Raw genomic sequence first — 13,979 nt, 5'->3', positions numbered from 1 at the left:
GGGGGGGGGGGGGGTTTCTCAGGGGGGATTCCCAGGACGTTGCCTGGGCGTTTCCGCAGCACCCGCCCCTGCCGCCGATGCCGGAGGCACGTCTTCCCCTTCCGCCCGGTCCCCTCCCCCGCTTGACCCGCGCGGCCCGAGTGACGACCTATTCGCCAACGCGTTTTCTCGGAGTGTACCCATGAGTGCCAATACCAAGGCCGTGAGCGACAGCAGCTTCCAGGCCGACGTGCTGGAGGCCCCCGGCCCCGTGCTGGTGGACTTCTGGGCCGAGTGGTGCGGCCCCTGCCGCCAGGTGGCGCCGCTGCTGGACGAGGTCGCGCGCGACTACGCCGGCAAGCTGACGGTGGCCAAGGTCAACATCGACGAGAACCCGGCCTCGCCCAACGACTACGCGGTGCGCGGCATCCCGACGATGATCCTGTTCCGCGACGGCAAGCCCGCCGCCACGCTGGTGGGCGCCCAGCCCAAGAGCAAGCTGCGCGAGTGGCTCGACGGCAACCTTGCCTGAGATCGCGGCGGCGGAGGTCCTGCCCCGCCGCCCCCTTTCCCATGCCTCCTGATCCGCAGCCCGGCGGGGACCGGCCCAGGGCGCGGCCCCGGGCACGGCCCGACTACTTCGGCATGGGGGTGCTGGCCGCCGTGGTGCTGGTGATGCTGCTGCTGTGGTGGGTGTTTCCCTGGATCCAGCGGATCGTGTCCTACCAGGACTGCATCGCCACTGGCCGGATCACCGGCTGCTGAGGCGGCCACCACCGCCTCCCGCCCCTTCCCTTTAGTCCGGAAGGGTGCCGTTGCGCTTGAGGACCTCGCCCGCGAGATAGAGGCTGCCGCAAATCAGCACCCGCGCCGCCGGCCCGTTCCCCGCCGCGCCGCCGATGATCTCCCGCAAGGCGTCCTCGACCCGCGGGCCGATCCGCGCCGCGCCGCCGCTGGCCTCCACCACCTCCTCGGGCGTCATGGCCAGGTGCTGGCCCGGCTCCGCCACCGCCCAGAGGCTCGCCGCGTGCGGCAGCAGGGGGTGCAGGAACTCGGCGGCCGCCTTGCTGCGCTTCATGCCCACCAGCAGGTGCAGCGGCCGGTCATTCCAGCCGCGGAGGTGCTGCGCCAGCACCTCGCCCGCCCCCGGATTGTGCCCACCGTCCAGCCACAGCTCCCAGTCCGGCGGCAGCATCGCCCGCAGCGCGCCCGAGTCGAGCTGTTGCAGCCGCGCCGGCCAGCGCGCCCGGCGCAGACCTTCCGCCGCCGCCGCGTCGGTCAGCCAGGGCGGGTTCCAGGCCCGCAGCGCCGCCAGGGCGAGCGCGGCGTTGTCCGCCTGGTGCGGCCCGGGAAGTGCGGGCCGCGGCAGCGCCACGCTGCCCCGCGCGTCGCGGTAGAGCAGCCCGTCGCCGCGCTCCTCGACCCACCAGTCCCGGTCCCGCCGCAGCAGCGGCGCGCCCACCTCGGCCGCCGTTGCCTCGATCACCGCCATGGCCTCGGGCGGCTGCCGGCCGGTCACCAGCGGCACGCCGGGCTTGGCGATGCCGGCCTTTTCCCGCGCGATGGCGGCGATCGTGTCGCCCAGGAAGTCCATGTGGTCCATCGACACCGCGGCGATCGCCGTAGCGGCGGGGCGGGGCACCACGTTGGTGGCGTCGAAGCGGCCGCCCAGCCCGACCTCCAGCACCAGCAGGTCGGCCGGCACGCGCGAGAACAACAGGATCGCCACCGCCGTGGTGATCTCGAACACGGTGATCGGCTGGCCGCCGTTGCGGCGCTCCACCTCTTCCAGCGTGTCGGCCAGCACCGACTCCTCCACCAACTGGCCGGCGAGGCGGATGCGCTCGTGGAAGCGCACGAGGTGGGGCGAGGAATACACGTGCACCCGCTGCCCCGCCGCCTCGGCGACGGCGCGGGTAAAGGCGCAGGTGGAGCCCTTGCCGTTGGTGCCGGCGACGTGGACCACCGGCGGCAGCTGCCGCTCCGGATTGCCGATCGCGTCCAGGCAGCGCTGGAGACGATCGAGGCTGAGGTCGATCAGCTTCGGGTGCAGCGCGTGGAGGCGGTCGATGATCGCCTCCGACCGCCCGTCGCCGACCGGCAGCCCGGCGGGCAGGCCGGGACCCGCCGGCACCTGGGACCCCGGCAGGTGGGACCCCGGCAGCTGGCTCCCTAGGGGCGAGCCCGCGCTGGCTGGCATCGGCCCGGACCGCCTCAGTTCTTGGGCGCGGCTGGTTCGGCCGGCGGTGCCGGCCGGCCGGGGCGCGGGGCGGCGATGTCGGGCGGGGGCGGCACGGCGGCGCCCACGGGCTCGAGTTCCGGCTCCTCCACCGGGGTGCCCGGCGGCACCGGCTCGCGCAGCAGGGCGATCAGGCGGGCCAGCGTTTCCTTCATGTCGCCGCGCTTGACCACCATGTCGAGGATGCCGTGCTCCAGCAGGTATTCCGCGCGCTGGAAGCCCTCGGGCAGCTTCTCGCGCACCGTCTGCTCGATCACGCGGGCGCCGGCGAAGCCGATCAGCGCCTTGGGCTCGGCGATCTGGATGTCGCCCAGCATGGCGAAGGAGGCGGTAACGCCGCCGGTGGTCGGGTCGCACAGCACCGCGATGAAGGGCAGGCCGGCTTCCTTGACCATGCGGGTCGCGATCACGGTGCGCGGCATCTGCATCAGGCTCAGCGCGCCTTCCTGCATGCGGGCACCACCGGAAGCGCTGAACACGATCAGCGGCGCGTCCTGCAGCACGGCCAACTTGGCCGCCGCCACCAGCGCCTCGCCCACGCCGGCGCTCATGGAGCCGGCCAGGAAGTTGAAGTCGAAGGCCGCCACCACGGCGCGCCGGCCCTCGATCGTGCCGTGGCCGACCACCACCGCCTCATCCAGGCCGGTCTTGGTCTGGGCTTCCTTCAGCCGGTCGACGTAGCGGCGCTGGTCGCGGAAGCGCAGCGGGTCGAGCGGCGCCTTGGGCAGCTCGATGCGCTGCCAGCCGGCGTCCAGCGTGTAGTCGAGCCGGCGCGTGGCGCCGATGCGCATGTGGTGGCCGCAATGGGGGCAGACATGGAGCCCGCGCTCCAGGTCGCGGTGGAACACCATCTGCTCGCAGCTCGGGCACTTGACCCAGAGGTTCTCCGGCACGTCGCGCTTGGTGCCGAACAGCGTCTGAATCTTCGGCAGGGCCCAGTCGGAGATCCAGTTCATTCACATAGTCCTGTCTGATCGCACCGCACGTCGCGAGCGGCGGAGGTAGGCGCGTCGGGTGGTCGGGCGCAAGACCCTTGCTGCAACGAGCCGAACAGGAACAAGGAACCCGCGGCCCTTCCCGGCGTTGGCCGAGGGTCCGGTACCCCCTTGCCGTGCCGGAACGGAACGCGGGCGCCGCCGCGTCCGCCCCTTCGCAACACCCGCCGCGGCCCATGCGCCCGCCCCGTCCAAGCAGGAGACGATGCCCAAGGCCGCAGCACCCTCCTCCTCCCCCTTCGGTCCCCGGCGGATGCGCGTGCGCGCGGCGGGGCTGCCGGCACCGGGCCTGAGCACCCTCTACGCCGTGGCCGCCACGGTGGGCGTGCTCTACCTGACGCGGGAGCTGCTGGTGCCGCTGGTGCTGGCATCGCTGCTGGCCTTCGTGCTGGCGCCGGTGCTGCGGCTGCTGCGCCGCGCCCATATCCCGCGCGTCGGCGCGGTGCTGATCACCGTGGTGATCGGCTTCGGGGCGATCGCCGCGGTGGGCGGCGTGATGGGGCAGCAGCTGGCGCAGCTCGCCACCGACCTGCCGCGCTACCAGCGCACCGTGACCGAGAAGCTGGGCGGCCTGACCGGGAATGGCAGCCTGCTCGGCCGTGCCTCGGCGGTGCTGCACGAACTCGGCAACAACCTCCAGCGCGAGGAACGCCGCCCCGAGCCCGCCGCGCGCTCCTCCCAGCCGCCGCCGATGCCGGTGGAAATCCACCAGGCCGAGCCCGGAACGCTGGAACTGATCCAGCGCGTGGTCTCGCCCCTGCTGGGCCCGGTGGCGACGCTGGGCATCGTGGCGGTGTTCGTGATCTTTCTGCTGCTCTACCGCGAGGACCTGCGCGACCGGCTGATCAAGCTCGTGGGCTCGCGCGACCTCCAGCGCACCACCGCCGCGCTGGACGAGGCCGCGACGCGGCTGAGCCGGTATTTCCTGGCGCAGGTGATCATGAATGCCTGCTTCGGCGTGGTGATCTCGCTGGGCTTGTGGCTGATCGGCGTGCCCAACCCGGCGCTCTGGGGGGCGCTGGCGGGGCTGATGCGCTTCGTGCCCTTCGTGGGCATCATCATCGCGGTGGTGTTCCCGGCGCTGCTCGCCATGGCGGTGGATCCGGGCTGGGGGACGCTGCTGTGGACGCTGGCGCTGTTCGGCGTGGCCGAGCCGCTGATGGCCCAGGCGGTGGAACCGCTGGTCTACGGCCACAGCACCGGCCTCACCCCCATCGCGGTGCTGGTGGCGACCGCCTTCTGGACCTGGCTCTGGGGGCCCCTGGGCCTGTTGATGGCGATGCCGCTGACGGTGGGGCTGGTGGTGCTCGGCCGGCACGTCGAGCAGCTGGAATTCCTCGACGTCCTTCTGGGCGATCGTGAGGCGCTGGCGCCACCGGAAGCCTTCTACCAGCGCCTGCTGGCGGGCGACGGCGACGGGCTGGCGGAACAGGCGGAGCTGCGGCTGAAATCCGCGCCGCTCTGTGCCTATTACGACGAGGTGGCGCTGCCCGGCCTGGCGCTGGCCCAGGCGGACGCTGCGCGCGGCAGCCTGGAGGAAGACCGCCTCCAGACGCTGGGCGGCCGCGTGGCCGGGTTGCTGTCGGACCTGGAGGACCACGAGGACGACCCGGCGGCGGAGCCGCTGCTCAACGACGGGCCGGTAACCGACAGCATGCCGGGAAGCGGCGCGGCGAAGGAGCGCCCGCTGCTGAACAGCCCGGCGGCGGAAAGCCCGTCGACGGATGACCGTTCCCTGGCGGACCGCCTGGCGCAAGGCGCCGCGCGGGCCGTCGGCGCGGAAGGACCCGAGGCCGCGCGACCCGGTCCGGGGGCACGGCCCGCCACCCCCGTACGCCGTGCCGTGCCCCCGGACTGGGCCGCGCCGGGCGCCGTGCTGTGTATCGCCGGCCGGGGCCGCTTCGACGCCCAGGCGGCCATCATGCTGGGGCAGGTGCTGGCGCGCTGGGGGATCGGCACCGTGCTGCGGCCCAACGAGGCGCTGCGCGAGCTGCGGCCCGGCAGCACGGACGCCGCCGAGGCCGCCTCGCCGGTGCGCGCGGTCTGCCTTTCGGTGCTCGACGGCGGGGCCGGCGTGGCGAGCACGCGCTTCGCCCTGCGCCGCCTGCGCCGCCGCTTCCCCGACGCCCTGCTGCTGCTGGGCGCCTGGAACGAGGGGCCGGGGGGCCCGCTGAGCGAGGCGATGCAGACCGAGCACACCGACCATCGCGTGGTGGGCTCACTGCGCGAGGCGGCGCGCCTTTGCCAGGAGGCCGCCCTGCGCGACACCCCGGCGCCGGCGCCCGCGCCGGGTCCTGGCCGGCTGGCCGCGGAGGCGGCACCGGCCGGTTGACGGACGGCCCCGCGGCGGAAGCGGCCCTGCCGGCCGCCTCGGGGCGAGCCGGGCTTCAGCCGGGGCCGGGCGGCAGGCCCTGTTCCGGCTGGGTGCGACCGGAATGGAAGTCCTTCTCGACGTGGATTCGCACCGGGATGGACTTGGCCGCCGGCGTCTTGCTTTCCTCGGCATGGTGGCCGACGGGGAGCAGCGGGTTGCATTCGGGATAATAGCCGCCGACGCAGCCGCGCGGGATGTCGAAGCCGGTCAGGCGCAGCTTGGCGACGCTGCGGTGCTCGCCATCCTCGGACACGGTTTCCACCCCCACCACGTCGCCGTCGGACAGCTGCATCGCGCGGATGTCCTCGGGGTTCATGAACAGCACCTCGCGCGTGCCCTTCACGCCGCGGAAACGGTCATGGTAGCCGTAGATCGTGGTGTTGAACTGGTCGTTGGAGCGCAGCGTCACCAGCCGGAACTGCCCGTCCTGATCCGTGAAGCCGGTGGCGTTCAGCGACTTGGGCAGGCGGAACTCCGCCTTGCCGGATTTGGTCTTCCACACGCGCTCGCGCGCCGGGACGGGGCGGTGGAAGCCGCCAGGCACCGACATGCGGTCGTTGAGGCCGCGGAGTTCCTCCGGGTAGGTTTCCTCGATGGCATCACGCACGCGGCCGTAATCGGCCACCCAGCCGTCCCAGTCCACCTTGGGATTCGGCGCGAGCGTCGCCTTGGCCAGCCCCGCCACGATCGCCGGTTCCGACAGGAGGTTCGGGCTCGCCGGCTCGCGCTCACCGTAGGAGGCGTGGATGCAGGCGGTGCTGTCCTCCATCGTCACGCACTGGTCGCCGGTCGCCTGCGTGTCGCGTTCGATTCGGCCGCGGCAGGGCAGCAGGAAGGCCACCTCGCCGTTGATGAGGTGCGAGCGGTTAAGCTTGGTGGCCACCTGCACCGTGAGATGCATCCGCGTCCAGGCGGGTTCCATGCGGTCGGTGTCGGGAATGGCGCGCACGAAATTGCCGCCCAGGCCGATAAAAGCCCGCACCTTGCCGCTCAGGATGCCCTCGCAGGCCTCCACCGTGTTCATGCCCTTGTCCCGCGGCGGCTCGAAGCCGTACTGCCCGGCGAGCTTGTCGAGCGGCACCAGCTCCGGCTTTTCCGAGATGCCCACCGTGCGCTGGCCCTGCACGTTGGAATGGCCGCGCACCGGGCACATGCCGGCGCCCGGCTTGCCGATGTTGCCGCGCAGGAGCATCAGCGCCACCAGCATGTGCAGGTTCTGCTCGCCGCCCACGTGCTGCGTCAGCCCCATGCCGTAGATCGCCATGGTGGTCTTCGCCCGGGCATAGACGGCGGCGGCCTCGATCAGCGCCGAGCGCGGCAGGCCGGATTCCCGCTCGATTTCCTCCCAGGAGGTCGCGCAGATCCGCTGCGAGAATTCCTCGAAGCCCGTGGTGTGCTCGGCGATGAAACCGTGGTCGAGGATGCCGGCCTCGCCGCGGGCGCGCGCGGCGTCGTCGGTCTCGATCAGCCACTTGCACATCCCGGCCATGGCCGCGATGTCGCCGCCTGCCTTGACCTGGTGGTACTGCGCGGAGATGCGGGTTTCCGCGCCCGTGCTCATCTCCACCGGGCTTTGCGGGTTGGTGAAGCGTTCCCAGCCCCGCTCGCGCAGGGGGTTGAAGGTGATCACCACCGTGCCGCGGCGCACGGATTCCTGCAGCTGGTGCAGCATGCGCGGCGCGTTCGAGCCGACATTCTGCCCGAAGCTCAGGATGCACTCGCAGTGCTCGAAATCCGCCAGCGTGGTGGTGCCCACCGGCGATCCGATCACCTCTTTCAGCGCCACCGAGGTGGTTTCGTGGCACATGTTGGAACTGTCGGGCAGGTTGTTGTGCCCGTACAGGCGCGCGAAGAGCCCGTACATGTAGCTCGTCTCGAGCGAGGCGCGGCCCGAGGAATAGAAGACCGTGGACTTGGGATCCAGTTTGCGCAGCTCCGCCCCGATCTCGCGGAAGGCGTCTTCCCAGGAGACCGGAACGTAGCGGTCGCTCGCACGGTCGTAGCGCAGCGGGTCGGTCAGGCGCCCCTGCTGCTCCAGCGCGTAGTCGCTCCAGCCACGAAGTTCCGTGACGGTGTGGGCGGCGAAGAAGGCCGGCGTGGTGCGGTGGCTGGTCAGCTCCCAGGCAGTGGCCTTGGCGCCGTTCTCGCAGAACTCGAAGGGGTTGGGGCGGGACGGCTTGGCCCAGGCGCAGCTGACGCACATGAAGCCGTCGTTCTTGTTCTGGCGGTACAGCTCCCGCCCCGTGGCGGGCGGCACCTTCTCGCGCAGCATGATGTCGCCCAGCGAGCGTACCGAGCCCCAGCCGCCAGACGGCGCGTCATAGGGTCCGATGGACACGTCCTGGCTCATCACTCACATTCCTCCGCCAATTCCCTTCAATGAGCGTTCGGCAGGGTCGGTTGCGCAGGGTGCGGATGAATTGCGCGACAGGCTTTCGCCGCCGGGCGGTCCCGCCGTCCAGCGACGCGCTGCGCCCCCGTGACACCACCCTGGTGACACCCCCTGGTGATACCCCTTGGGGCGCGCCACCGGCGCGCCCGGCGGCGCGCGCTCCTTCCCAGAACCACCGCTTCCGAGGACCCAAGGATCGATGCCCCACACCGTGACGCTGCCCGACGGGCACGAGATCAGCGACGACCGCGCCCGGCTGGACATGGAGTTCGTGCATGCTTCGCTCGCCGATGCCTACTGGGCCAGGGGGCGCTCCCGCGACCTGACGGAGCGCAGCTGGGCGCACTGCCTGTGCCTCGGCCTCTACGCGCCCAACGGCGCCCCCGCCGGCTTCGCCCGCGTGCTGACCGACTACACCTTTCGCGCCCACCTGGCCGACGTGTTCATCCGGCCCGCCTCGCGCGGGCTGGGCCTTGGGGTGGCGCTGGTGGACACCATCCTGCGGCACCCCGAACTCGGCACCGTGACGCACTGGACGCTGACCACCGCGGATGCGCAGGAGCTCTACACCCGCTTCGGCTTCCGGCGCAGCGAGGCGGATGACCGCTGGATGACGCGCACCCTCGCCCAGTCCACGGCCTGGGACGCGCCGGCCTAGAGCGTGTTGCGGACCGCCTGGCGGTTACGGTCGCGGAAGGTCGACCGCCGCTCGGGGTGACAAGCAGACTCTCCTGCCTTGCGTGTTCGTGGAAGGATGCTGGTGCGTAGGAAAACCCTATCGGCGTCAGGGCGCTGCGCGTCTTGCACGCCGACCGGCAGCATCACCCAAGAGCCTTGGTATAGAGGCCGTAGGGCACGCCGTGGATGTCGGGGGCGGCCCTGAGCCTGACGAAGCCCATCCGCAGATACATCGGCAGCGCCACGTCCATGATGGGCGTCGTGTGCAGGGCGATAATGGGCGAGCCGTCCCGTTCGGCACGTTGGATGCACGCCTCCGTCAGTCGCCGGCCGAGGCCCTGCCCACGCGCCAGCGGCGTCACGACGAGCATCCGGATGATCGGCCAAGCCGGATCGAAGAACCCCGCCTTCGGCTTGTGGGGGCCGATGTAGGCGACACCGCCGACGAGCCGACCGTCATCCTCGGCGACGACGATCTCGCCGGCCTCGGCAAGGGTGCCCATCCGGGTCAAGCCGGCAGCCATGGCGGGCCAGTCCGAGTAGGTGTCCTTGAACTGCTCGAAGGCCGCAAGCGCGACGTTGCCGAGGGCGGCGGCGTCCTGCGGAACGTAATCCCGCAACTTCGCGGTCGTCATGCTCATGGTGGTGTCCTGCTGCCGAGATGAAGACAAAGAAAAACCCCCGGAGCCTGGGGCTGCGGGGGTTCGGAGATGCGGGCTGATACCGCCTCGGGGAGAGGGATCGCTAGGGAGCGGACCTCACCGGGGAGGGGCCATTCTGCACGCAGTCGCAAAAGCCGCCGCTCGGAAGCAGCGACGGCGTCGGTTCGCGGTGCGGAGGGGAAGGCCACCCATGGGGCGGACGTTAGTGGTCCGCCCGAACACCCGTCAACGAGGCTTGTTGCTATCCTTCCACCCCTCTGGAGCTGCTTTGGGTTGAGGGCGGATGGCGAAGCCGGGCCGCGTTTTCCTCCTTCCGCAATTCCCCGATCAGGCCTGTAACACGCTTTGGTGGCGCGGAACGGCGCGCTGCTTCCCAGGGGCCGGCGCTGGCACGGCCGACCGTACCCGCACGGGGTGCGGGCAACCGGCAAGGTTCGGGCGAGACGTCCCGCCCCCTTGCCGTTCCAGCCTCGAGGGCGATCAATGTCGCGACGCCGGTCCTGCGCGGGACCCAACCACGCGCAGCGGGAAACGCCGGCACGGGAGGGATCACCATGCGGCTCATCCTGCTGGCCGGCCTGCTGGCCGGCCTGCTCGCCTGCCTCTGCGCCGCCCTGCCGGCCCAGAGCCGGGCCGAGCCCGCGCGCTTCCTCAGCTACGACCCTGACGCCCTGGCCCTGGCACGAAGCCGGCTCGCGGCGGGGGATCCGCTCTACACCCCTTCGCGCGACGCGCTGCTGCGCCGGGCCGAAGCCGCGCTCACCCATCCAGCGCCGACCGTGACCGCCAAGACGCTGCTGCCCGCCTCGGGCGACCGGCACGACTACTACAGCTTCGGCCCCTACTGGTGGCCCGACCCCGCCAGGCCCGGCGGGCTGCCCTATATCCGCCGCGACGGGCAGACCAACCCGGCCAGCAAGACGGAGGCCACCGACAGCGCGCGCCTGGCCAGCTTCGGCGAGGACGTGGGCAGCCTGGGCCTGGCCTATGCGCTGACCGGCGAGGCGCGCTTCGCGCGCAAGGCGGCGGAGATGATCCGCACCTGGTTCGTCGACCCCGACACCCGCATGAACCCCAACCTCGCCCATGCGCAGGCGATCCCGGGCATCGTGGAGGGGCGCGGCATCGGCATCATCGACGGCCGCTGGTTCCTCGACGTGATGGACGCGGTGGAGCTGATCCGCCCCGCGGACGCCCTCACGCCCGCCGAGTACGAGGCGGTGCGCGACTGGTACCGCGCCATGACCCGCTGGCTGCTCAGCAGCCCCGAGGGCTTCGAGGAAAGCAACTGGCACAACAACCACGGCAGCTGGTTCGACGCGCAGGTGGTGGGCTTCGCGCTGTTCACCGGGCAGGAGGACGTGGCGAAGCAGCAGTTGCGCATCACCGCACTGCGCCGCGTCGCCGGGCAGTTCGACCGCGAGGGCCGCCAGGTGGCGGAGCTGGAGCGCACCCGGCCCTGGCACTACAGCCAGTTCAACCTTCAGGCCTACACCCGCCTCGGCCGCTACGCCGAGCTGGTGGATGCGGGCCTCGCCAACGACCTCGACCACACCGACCTGTGGCACTTCACGCTGGACGAGCACGGCCTCCATCGCGGCTTCAGGTTCCTGGCGGGCTTCGTGGGCGGGGAAGCGCGCTGGCCCTATCGCGAATTGCAGGAGGGCGACGGCATGGACCTCGCCGTGGGCAACATGATGGCCGCGGCGCGCGCCTGGCCGGAGGACGCGGCGATCCGGGGCGCGGCCGAAACCCTGCTGCGCCGCTATCCCGGCCAGGTCGAGGCGCTGCTTTGGCCGCTGCGCTGAGGCCGGGCGCGGGTTCCGCGTCACCCGGCTGACCAGCAAGCGGGCAGCGGGGGCTAGCCTGCCGGACGCGGGCATCCGGCGGAAGCCTGCCGGTCACCGCCGGTCCTCGGCCGCCGCCCGACATCAGCGGACGCCGCGTTCCACGAGGCGGCGGGCGCAGCAGCCCCTCAGGCGTCGGCCAGCGTTCCCCGGACGGCGGGCAGCGGCATCGGGTCGGCCACCGGGTCGTGGGTGCAGATCACCTGCACCTCGTCGGCGTGGTGGCGCATCAGGGCCCGCAGCGCCGCCTGGCTCTGGTTGCGGGCGCGCGAGCTCACCTGCATCAGCACTTCGTAGCCCTGGGCGAGCGGCGGGCAGCGCGGCTTCTCGCGCAACTCCCGCAGGTTGAAGATCGCGTCGCCCGCGTGCAGCAGCCAGCCCTGGGTGGTGCGCACCGCCACGCCGCAGTGTCCCGCGGTATGGCCAGGCAGCGGCACCATCACGATGCCCTCCGGCAGACCCTGGAGGTCGCGCACCGCCGGCATCCCGTACCAGCGCGCGCCGGAGGTGCGGTCGTATTCCCGCATCACCGTGTGCAACTGCTCGGGCCGGTAGCGCGCCCGGGCGATGGCGCCGTCCCGCCGCCGCGCCGCGTGCGCCTCGGGCGCCAGCACGTGCACCGTGGCCCAGGGGAAGTCCGACAGCCCGCCGGCATGGTCGAAGTCGAGATGCGTCATCACGATGTGACGCACGTCCTTCGGGTCGAGGCCCAGCGCGCCGATCTGCCCGTGCGCGGTGTCGCCGGGCTTCACCACCACGCGGTCGGCGTTGCGGAAGACGGGGTCGAGGCGGTTGGCGGCGTCGAACACGTCGCCCATGCCGAAGCCGGTATCCACCAGCACGAGGCCGGCCTCGCTCTCGATCAGCAGGCAGCGGCAGGTCAGCCTGGCGGCACCCAGGCCTGGGGTGACGCCGTCCCAGAGGGCGCCGCCGAAGGGCCGCATGCAGCCGCAGATCAGGGTGTGGATTCGCATGAGGGGTGAACACCGACACCCGGCCGGTGTTTCATGCCCCGGCACGGAAGCGTCCCGATCCCCGCCGGACACCCCCGGACCATGCGGCCGCGATCCCGGGCCACCCTGCCAATTCCCCGCCCAGAAGTGCTAGGAGCGGGCGTTCCCCGTGAAACCGCCACACACGAAGAAAGTGCTTCCCATGAACCGGCGCGCCTTCCTGGCCGCGGCCTCCGCCGCCTCCGTCCTCCGCTACGACGCCCTGACCTCCGCCTTCGCCGACACGCCGAAGACCATCCTGGTGGTGGCGCAGCAGCTGGACAACGTCACCAGCCTCGATCCGCACGAGAGCTTCGAGGCCGTGGCGGCCGAGATCGAGACCAACCTGTACCAGAAGCTGCTGCGCCCGCGCCCCGACAAGCCGGAGGAGCTGCAGGGCGACCTGGCGGACTCCTGGACCGCTTCGGCCGACGGCAAGCGCCTGACCTTCAAGCTCAAGGGCGACGCCGTCTTCGCGTCCGGCGCCAAGGTCACGGCGGAGGACGCGGCCTTCTCGCTCCAGCGCGCGGTGAAGCTCAACAAGGCGCCGGCCTTCATCATCAACCAGTTCGGCTTCACCGCCGCCAATGTCGAGGAGCGCATTCGCGCCACCGACGAGCACACGCTGGAGATCGCGCTGGACGGCACGACCTCGCCGGCCTTCGCGCTCTACTGCCTGTCGGCCAATGTCGGCTCGGTGGTGGAAAAGAAGCTCGTGCTGTCCCACGCGCAGCGCGACGACAAGGGTGGTGACGACCTCGGCAATGGCTGGCTGAAGACCAACTCCGCCGGCTCCGGCGCCTGGGTGCTGCGCGCCTGGCGGCCCAGCGACAGCGCCACGCTGGAGGCCAGCGCCGCGCAGGCCAAGCGCGGCCCGATCCGCCGCATCATCCTGCGCCACATCACCGATCCTTCCGCCCAGCTGCTGCTGCTGCGCCAGGGCGATGCCGACATCGCCCGCAACCTGACCACCGAGCAGCTCCGCACCCTGCAGAGCGACGGCGACTTCACGCTGGTGCGCAAGGCGCAGGCCTCGCTGGTGCTGATCCAGCTCAACACCGCGCACCCGCAGCTGGCCAAGCCGCAGGTTCGGCAGGCCATCAAGTGGGCGATCGACTACCAGGCGCTGCAGCAGAACCTCGTGCCGCTGACCCACGCGGTGCACCAGAGCTTCCTGCCCGACGGCTTCCCGGCGGCGGTGAACGACACGCCCTTCCACAAGGACGTGGCGAAGGCCAAGGCGCTGCTGGCCGAGGCCGGCGTGCCGGACGGGTTCGAGATCGTGATGGACCACTACTCCGCCCAGCCGAACCCCGACATGGCCCAGGCGCTGCAATCCAACCTGGCCGAGATCGGCATCCGCCTGCGCCTGCTGCCCGGGGAGAACCGGCAGGTGCTGACCAAGACCCGGGCGCGCCAGCACGAGATGGCGCTGACCTCCTGGGGCGCCGACTACTTCGACCCCAACTCGAACGCCGAGGCCTTCTGCGTCAACACCGACAACGGCCCCGACGCGCGCAACCGCACGCTGGCCTGGCGCAACTCCTGGAAGGATGACGGCTTCACCGCGCGCGTGGCGGAAGCGCTGCGGGAAACCGACGGCGCCAAGCGCCTCGCGCTCTACGACAGGCTCCAGCGCGACCACATGGAGCAGTCGCCCTTCGTGATCCTGTTGCAGACCACCGCCACCGCCGCCTGCCGCAAGGGTGTCACCGGCGTGCGCCTCGGCACGCTGCCGGACAGCAACTCCTACGAGGGCGTAGCGAAGAGCTGAGGCGTCGGGCACGGCGGCGGGACAAGGACCGCTGCCGTGCCGCGCGC

At 71.6% G+C, this 13,979-nt stretch carries 11 protein-coding genes; 6 read left to right on the top strand and 5 right to left on the bottom strand.

What is annotated here, in order from left to right; translation table 11 throughout:
- Window positions 1-181 precede the first annotated feature (181 nt).
- A complete protein-coding gene (gene trxA / locus ACFFGY_RS20550; protein ID WP_377046406.1) occupies window positions 182-511 on the top strand; it encodes a thioredoxin TrxA in 330 nt (109 codons plus the stop codon).
- 41 nt (window positions 512-552) lie between these two features.
- Complete coding sequence (locus ACFFGY_RS20545) at window positions 553-744, top strand: hypothetical protein (protein WP_377046405.1); 192 nt, start codon at window positions 553-555, stop codon at window positions 742-744.
- Window positions 745-775: 31 nt separating this feature from the next.
- Here ACFFGY_RS20545 and ACFFGY_RS20540 read toward each other — a convergent pair whose 3' ends face one another.
- Window positions 776-2,113 carry a bifunctional folylpolyglutamate synthase/dihydrofolate synthase gene (locus ACFFGY_RS20540; protein ID WP_377046404.1) on the bottom strand — a complete coding sequence of 446 codons (1,338 nt, stop codon included), beginning with the start codon at window positions 2,111-2,113 and terminating at the stop codon, window positions 776-778.
- Window positions 2,114-2,193: 80 nt separating this feature from the next.
- A complete protein-coding gene (accD, locus tag ACFFGY_RS20535; protein WP_377046403.1) occupies window positions 2,194-3,174 on the bottom strand; it encodes an acetyl-CoA carboxylase, carboxyltransferase subunit beta in 981 nt (326 codons plus the stop codon).
- Window positions 3,175-3,418: 244 nt separating this feature from the next.
- Between accD and ACFFGY_RS20530 the strand changes: the two genes are divergently transcribed.
- Window positions 3,419-5,545, top strand: a complete 2,127-nt coding sequence (locus ACFFGY_RS20530) for an AI-2E family transporter (RefSeq protein WP_377046402.1) — start codon at window positions 3,419-3,421, stop codon at window positions 5,543-5,545.
- Between the two features lie 55 nt (window positions 5,546-5,600).
- Here the strand turns inward: ACFFGY_RS20530 and ACFFGY_RS20525 are convergent, their stop codons facing one another.
- A complete protein-coding gene (locus ACFFGY_RS20525; RefSeq protein ID WP_377046401.1) occupies window positions 5,601-7,937 on the bottom strand; it encodes an FdhF/YdeP family oxidoreductase in 2,337 nt (778 codons plus the stop codon).
- Between the two features lie 241 nt (window positions 7,938-8,178).
- Between ACFFGY_RS20525 and ACFFGY_RS20520 the strand changes: the two genes are divergently transcribed.
- Window positions 8,179-8,637, top strand: a complete 459-nt coding sequence (locus tag ACFFGY_RS20520) for a GNAT family N-acetyltransferase (RefSeq protein ID WP_377046400.1) — start codon at window positions 8,179-8,181, stop codon at window positions 8,635-8,637.
- Between the two features lie 163 nt (window positions 8,638-8,800).
- On the opposite strand, the gene ACFFGY_RS20515 is transcribed toward ACFFGY_RS20520, so the two are convergent.
- Complete coding sequence (locus tag ACFFGY_RS20515) at window positions 8,801-9,298, bottom strand: GNAT family N-acetyltransferase (RefSeq protein ID WP_377046399.1); 498 nt, start codon at window positions 9,296-9,298, stop codon at window positions 8,801-8,803.
- Window positions 9,299-9,873: 575 nt separating this feature from the next.
- Here ACFFGY_RS20515 and ACFFGY_RS20510 point away from each other — a divergent pair.
- Window positions 9,874-11,127 (top strand): alginate lyase family protein, encoded by a 1,254-nt coding sequence (locus tag ACFFGY_RS20510; RefSeq protein WP_377046398.1) that lies wholly within the window; start codon window positions 9,874-9,876, stop codon window positions 11,125-11,127.
- Window positions 11,128-11,294: 167 nt separating this feature from the next.
- Here ACFFGY_RS20510 and ACFFGY_RS20505 read toward each other — a convergent pair whose 3' ends face one another.
- Window positions 11,295-12,140, bottom strand: a complete 846-nt coding sequence (locus ACFFGY_RS20505) for an MBL fold metallo-hydrolase (RefSeq protein WP_377046397.1) — start codon at window positions 12,138-12,140, stop codon at window positions 11,295-11,297.
- A 181-nt stretch (window positions 12,141-12,321) separates the two neighbouring features.
- Here ACFFGY_RS20505 and ACFFGY_RS20500 point away from each other — a divergent pair, with 181 nt between their 5' ends.
- Window positions 12,322-13,932 (top strand): ABC transporter substrate-binding protein, encoded by a 1,611-nt coding sequence (locus tag ACFFGY_RS20500; RefSeq protein WP_377046396.1) that lies wholly within the window; start codon window positions 12,322-12,324, stop codon window positions 13,930-13,932.
- Window positions 13,933-13,979 lie beyond the last annotated feature (47 nt).

The organism is Roseomonas elaeocarpi, from assembly GCF_042433915.1.
Taxonomy (GTDB): domain Bacteria; phylum Pseudomonadota; class Alphaproteobacteria; order Acetobacterales; family Acetobacteraceae; genus Roseomonas; species Roseomonas elaeocarpi.
Note: the sequence above shows the minus strand (reverse complement) of the source record. Positions and strands in the feature narration are given on the sequence as shown.

Bases quoted from the DNA above. Each gene is read 5' to 3' on its own strand.
- trxA (WP_377046406.1), top strand. From the start codon at position 182: ATGAGTGCCAATACCAAGGCCGTGAGCGACAGCAGCTTCCAGGCCGAC.
- ACFFGY_RS20545 (WP_377046405.1), top strand. From the start codon at position 553: ATGCCTCCTGATCCGCAGCCCGGCGGGGACCGGCCCAGGGCGCGGCCC.
- accD (WP_377046403.1), bottom strand. From the start codon at position 3,174: ATGAACTGGATCTCCGACTGGGCCCTGCCGAAGATTCAGACGCTGTTC.
- ACFFGY_RS20530 (WP_377046402.1), top strand. From the start codon at position 3,419: ATGCCCAAGGCCGCAGCACCCTCCTCCTCCCCCTTCGGTCCCCGGCGG.
- ACFFGY_RS20525 (WP_377046401.1), bottom strand. From the start codon at position 7,937: ATGAGCCAGGACGTGTCCATCGGACCCTATGACGCGCCGTCTGGCGGC.
- ACFFGY_RS20520 (WP_377046400.1), top strand. From the start codon at position 8,179: ATGCCCCACACCGTGACGCTGCCCGACGGGCACGAGATCAGCGACGAC.
- ACFFGY_RS20515 (WP_377046399.1), bottom strand. From the start codon at position 9,298: ATGAGCATGACGACCGCGAAGTTGCGGGATTACGTTCCGCAGGACGCC.
- ACFFGY_RS20510 (WP_377046398.1), top strand. From the start codon at position 9,874: ATGCGGCTCATCCTGCTGGCCGGCCTGCTGGCCGGCCTGCTCGCCTGC.
- ACFFGY_RS20505 (WP_377046397.1), bottom strand. From the start codon at position 12,140: ATGCGAATCCACACCCTGATCTGCGGCTGCATGCGGCCCTTCGGCGGC.
- ACFFGY_RS20500 (WP_377046396.1), top strand. From the start codon at position 12,322: ATGAACCGGCGCGCCTTCCTGGCCGCGGCCTCCGCCGCCTCCGTCCTC.